At 39.5% G+C, this 4,574-nt stretch carries 6 protein-coding genes and 4 tRNA genes; all 10 read left to right on the top strand.

Going from position 1 to position 4,574, the window contains the following annotated elements; genetic code table 11:
• Positions 1 to 99: 99 nt before the first annotated feature.
• A tRNA-Tyr gene (locus E1176_RS05600) sits at positions 100 to 182 on the top strand.
• 65 nt (positions 183 to 247) lie between these two features.
• Positions 248 to 320 (top strand) — tRNA-Gly (locus tag E1176_RS05595).
• Between the two features lie 86 nt (positions 321 to 406).
• Positions 407 to 478: transfer RNA gene (locus E1176_RS05590), tRNA-Thr, on the top strand.
• Positions 479 to 590: 112 nt separating this feature from the next.
• A complete protein-coding gene (tuf, locus tag E1176_RS05585; protein WP_155209582.1) occupies positions 591 to 1,778 on the top strand; it encodes an elongation factor Tu in 1,188 nt (395 codons plus the stop codon).
• 171 nt (positions 1,779 to 1,949) lie between these two features.
• Positions 1,950 to 2,022 (top strand) — tRNA-Trp (locus tag E1176_RS05580).
• A gap of 88 nt (positions 2,023 to 2,110) precedes the next feature.
• Positions 2,111 to 2,302 (top strand): preprotein translocase subunit SecE, encoded by a 192-nt coding sequence (secE, locus tag E1176_RS05575; protein ID WP_155209581.1) that lies wholly within the window; start codon positions 2,111 to 2,113, stop codon positions 2,300 to 2,302.
• Positions 2,303 to 2,320: 18 nt separating this feature from the next.
• Entirely contained in the window at positions 2,321 to 2,878 is a 558-nt protein-coding gene (gene nusG, locus E1176_RS05570) for a transcription termination/antitermination protein NusG (RefSeq protein WP_155209580.1), read from the top strand.
• A gap of 4 nt (positions 2,879 to 2,882) precedes the next feature.
• Positions 2,883 to 3,326 (top strand): 50S ribosomal protein L11, encoded by a 444-nt coding sequence (gene rplK, locus E1176_RS05565; RefSeq protein WP_155209579.1) that lies wholly within the window; start codon positions 2,883 to 2,885, stop codon positions 3,324 to 3,326.
• Positions 3,327 to 3,337: 11 nt separating this feature from the next.
• Positions 3,338 to 4,054, top strand: a complete 717-nt coding sequence (rplA, locus tag E1176_RS05560; protein ID WP_155209578.1) for a 50S ribosomal protein L1 — start codon at positions 3,338 to 3,340, stop codon at positions 4,052 to 4,054.
• The coding region (rplJ, locus tag E1176_RS05555; protein WP_155209577.1) for a 50S ribosomal protein L10 at positions 4,051 to 4,574 on the top strand (524 nt) is incomplete at its 3' end. The genes rplA and rplJ, both read left to right, overlap by 4 nt.

Raw genomic sequence — 4,574 nt, 5'->3', positions numbered from 1 at the left:
AAATAGAAAAAAGCGTATAATTTTGCACTTCCTTTGAAAAAACAGAGACATAGTTTCTCACTTTTTTACAGAGGAAATGTTCACAAAATGATGATTACTGGGGGGATACCAAAGCGGCCAACTGGGACGGACTGTAAATCCGTTGTCTTATGACTTCGCAGGTTCGAATCCTGCTCCCCCCACTCTTTTAATTATGAAATTGGATGCGAAAAGTCAGACTTTTCAAGTTCAGTTTTATCAATTATAAGCGGGAGTAGCTCAGTTGGTAGAGCGACAGCCTTCCAAGCTGTAGGTCGCGGGTTCGAGCCTCGTCTCCCGCTCAGTTATAATGCTTGAGTTCTTGGTTCAAGGTTCTCAGTTCAGAGTTGTACTACAACTTCCATATACTTTGAGCACAGAACATTCAGCCGAGATAGCTCAGGGGTAGAGCGCTTCCTTGGTAAGGAAGAGGTCGGGGGTTCAATTCCCCTTCTTGGCTCAAAAGATTTTTGAGGTTGCAGAACCATGGGTTTTGTTACCTCTAAAACTATATCAGAGGGTAACTAATTAATAACGAAATATAATTTTAACTAAACTAGGGATTTTCAAATATGGCTAAAGAAAATTTTGACCGTTCAAAACCCCACTTGAATATTGGTACAATCGGTCACGTTGACCACGGAAAAACAACGTTAACAGCAGCTATTTCTAAAGTGCTTTCTGATAAAGGATTTGGTAGTGCAAGAGATTTCGCTTCTATTGATAATGCTCCTGAGGAGAAAGAAAGAGGTATTACAATTAATACTTCACACATTGAGTACGAAACAGCGGGAAGACACTACGCACACGTTGACTGTCCAGGTCACGCTGACTACGTAAAGAACATGGTAACTGGTGCTGCTCAAATGGACGGTGCTATCCTTGTTGTTGCTGCGACTGATGGTCCTATGCCACAAACAAGAGAGCACATTCTTTTGGCTCGTCAGGTAGGTGTTCCTGCTTTGGTTGTTTTCATGAACAAAGTGGATTTAGTAGATGATGCTGAGCTTTTAGAGCTTGTTGAGATGGAAGTAAGAGAGCTTCTTTCTGACTATGACTTTGATGGCGATAACATTCCTGTAATTCAGGGATCTGCACTTGGTGCACTTAACGGTGAAGCTGAGTGGGTTGCTAAGGTAGACGAATTAATGGCTGCAGTTGATGAGCACATTCCTCTTCCTGAGCGTCTTGTAGACAAAGATTTCTTGATGCCTGTTGAGGACGTATTCTCTATTACTGGTCGTGGTACTGTTGCTACTGGTAGAATCGAGAGAGGTGTTATCAACTCAGGTGATGCAGTAGATATCTTAGGTATGGGTGCAGAAAACCTTAAGTCTACAATCACTGGTGTTGAGATGTTTAGAAAAATATTAGACAGAGGTGAAGCTGGTGATAACGTAGGTCTTCTTCTTAGAGGTATTGAGAAAACTCAAATCAAAAGAGGAATGGTGATCGTTAAGCCTGGTTCTGTGACTCCTCACAGCAAATTCAAAGCTGAGGTTTACGTTCTTTCAAAAGAAGAAGGTGGTCGTCACACTCCATTCTTTAACAAATACAGACCTCAGTTCTATTTAAGAACAACTGACGTTACTGGTGAGATCATGCTTCCTGATGGAGTAGAAATGGTTATGCCTGGTGATAACGTTTCAATCGAGGTTTCATTGATCAACACTGTTGCAATGGAAAAAGGTCTTAGATTCGCTATCAGAGAAGGTGGTAGAACTGTAGGATCTGGTCAGGTAACTGAGATTATAGAGTAATATATATAGATTCTTACAAAGCGTTCCGAAATTATTCGGAACGCTTTTGTTTTCTTAAATAGTTTGCATTATCTTTGCAGACCATTTTGAGCTGTGGTGCACGGTAACAGCTTTAAAAATAGGGTAAAACAAGTTGGTATTGAGGGTCTTATCCGTGTTTAAAAAAAACAAACGGGTGTAGCTCAATTGGTAGAGTAGTGGTCTCCAAAACCATTGGCTGGGAGTTCGAGTCTCTCCACCCGTGCTAAAGTAAGTTGATGTGAGTTCAGCTTTGAGTTAAAAGTACTGAGTAGTGACGTTTGTTGCAACTCAAAAGTTATAAAATTAAGTCTATGAATAAGTTAAAGACATTTGTGCTTGAGTCATACGATGAGATGAAAAATAAAGTCTCATGGCCGAAATATGGTCAGCTCCAAAACAGCTCATTTTTAGTTTTGGTGGCTTCACTAATATTTGCGCTTTTCATAGGATTAATAGATTATGTATTCCAGTCTGGTATGGATTGGTTTTACGGAGAATTTTAAAACTTACTAATCTGAGTGATGAGTGAATTAAAATGGTACGTAGTTCGGGTAGTAAGTGGCCAAGAGAAGAAAGTTAAAACCTACCTGGAAACAGAAGTAGAAAGGGAGGGTTTGCAAGACTTTGTTCCTCAGGTTCTTATTCCTTCAGAGAAGGTGTATGAGATGAGGGGAGGAAAGAAAAGAGTAAGGGAAAGAAATTTCTTTCCTGGTTATGTATTAGTTTCTGCTGATTTAAGTAATGGCGAAGCTAATCACTTAGTAACAAGTATACCAGGTGTAATTGGTTTCTTGGGCAATAATGGTACAGGTTCTAGTAAAGAGCCGGTGGCATTAAGGCAAAATGAAGTGAATCGAATACTCGGAAGAGTGGATGAGCTTGATGAGTTTGAAGAGAAATTAGAAACACCATATATAGTAGGAGAGTCTGTAAAAGTTATGGATGGTCCTTTCAGTGGTTTCACTGGTACTGTAGAGGAGGTATTCGAAGAGCGTAAAAAGCTCAACGTTATGGTTAAGATATTCGGCAGGAATACTCCTGTAGAACTGAATTATATGCAAGTAGAAAAATTAGATTAAGATAATGGCTAAGGAAATTAGTGGATACTTGAAATTGCAGGTTAGAGGTGGCGCAGCGAACCCATCTCCTCCAGTGGGCCCCGCTTTAGGTAGTAAGGGACTTAACATCATGGATTTCTGCAAGCAGTTTAATGCAAGAACTCAAGATAAGCAAGGGCAGGTGTTACCTGTAGTGGTAACAATTTATTCTGATAAGTCTTTTGACTTTGTGATTAAAACTCCTCCTGCAGCAGTTATGATTCTTGAAGCTGCAAAGAAGAAAAAGGGTTCTGCAGAATCTAATAGAACAAAAGTTGGAAGTATAACCTGGGATCAGGTGCAGCATATTGCTGAAACAAAAATGCCTGACCTGAATGCCTTCAAAATTGAATCGGCTATGAAAATGGTGGCTGGTACTGCAAGAAGTATGGGTATTAGGGTTTCAGGTAAAGCTCCTTGGAGCAATTAATTTTTAAAGCAATGGGAAAATTAACAAAGAACCAAAAAGCAGCAGCAGAAAAAATCGAAAAAATGAAAGAGTATGCTCTTGAAGAAGCTTCAGTACTTCTTAAGGAGATTACTTATACTAAATTCGATGCTTCTGTAGACTTAGATATACGTTTAGGTGTTGATCCTAAAAAAGCTGACCAAATGGTAAGAGGTGTTGTTACACTTCCTCATGGTACAGGTAAGGATCTAAAAGTACTTGTACTTTGTACGCCAGACAAAGAGCAAGAAGCTAAGGACGCTGGTGCAGACTATGTAGGTTTAGACGAATACATAGCAAAAATAGAAAAAGGTTGGACAGACGTAGATGTAATCATCACTATGCCAACTGTAATGGCTAAAGTTGGTAGACTTGGTAGAGTATTAGGTCCAAGAGGTCTAATGCCTAATCCAAAATCTGGTACAGTAACTCTAGAAGTTGGAAAAGCTGTGCAAGATATTAAGTCTGGTAAAATCGACTTTAAAGTAGACAAGTTTGGAATCATACACGTAAGTGTCGGAAGAGCATCTTTCGAGCCTGAGAAAATCAGAGAGAATGTACGTGAAATGATGCAAACTGTAGCAAAATTGAAGCCTGCTTCCGCGAAGGGAACATATATTAAGAGTGTGAACCTCTCAAGTACAATGAGCCCTTCAATAAAAATAGATAAAAATTCAATTTCTGGAGTTTCATCGATATTACAACCATGACAAGGCAAGAAAAAGCAAATATTATAGATAACCTGACTGAGAAGTTTACCAAAAATTCAAACTTCTACATCGCAGATGCGTCAGGCCTATCTGTAGGACAGATAAACGCATTCAGAAAAATGTGTTTTGACAAGGGCGTTGAATATGGCGTCTTCAAAAACACACTTATCAAAAAGGCGTTAGAGAAAGCTGGAACAGATCACGAGCCGTTAAACGAGGCCTTAAAAGGTTTTTCAGGCGTGATATTTTCTGAAGAAGTTGCTAATCTACCTGCAAAGGTGATTACAGAATATAGAAAAAAACAAGGGAGTGAAAAACCCCTTTTAAAAGCTGCTTCCATAGATAGTGATGTCTTCCTTGGTGAAGAGCATCTAAAAATGCTAAGTGAGCTCAAATCTAAACAAGAGCTTATTGGCGATGTTATCGGTCTTCTTCAGTCACCTGCTAAGAACGTGGTTTCTGCTCTTCAGAGTGGTAAAAACAATCTAGCTGGTCTTGTGAAGGCATTGTCCGAAAGAGA

The organism is Fulvivirga aurantia, from assembly GCF_009711475.1.
Classification (GTDB): Bacteria; Bacteroidota; Bacteroidia; order Cytophagales; family Cyclobacteriaceae; genus Fulvivirga; species Fulvivirga aurantia.
This window is presented reverse-complemented; position numbering and strand designations above follow the sequence as displayed.

Bases quoted from the DNA above. Each gene is read 5' to 3' on its own strand.
- rplA (WP_155209578.1), top strand. From the start codon at position 3,338: ATGGGAAAATTAACAAAGAACCAAAAAGCAGCAGCAGAAAAAATCGAA.
- tuf (WP_155209582.1), top strand. From the start codon at position 591: ATGGCTAAAGAAAATTTTGACCGTTCAAAACCCCACTTGAATATTGGT.
- secE (WP_155209581.1), top strand. From the start codon at position 2,111: ATGAATAAGTTAAAGACATTTGTGCTTGAGTCATACGATGAGATGAAA.
- rplK (WP_155209579.1), top strand. From the start codon at position 2,883: ATGGCTAAGGAAATTAGTGGATACTTGAAATTGCAGGTTAGAGGTGGC.
- nusG (WP_155209580.1), top strand. From the start codon at position 2,321: ATGAGTGAATTAAAATGGTACGTAGTTCGGGTAGTAAGTGGCCAAGAG.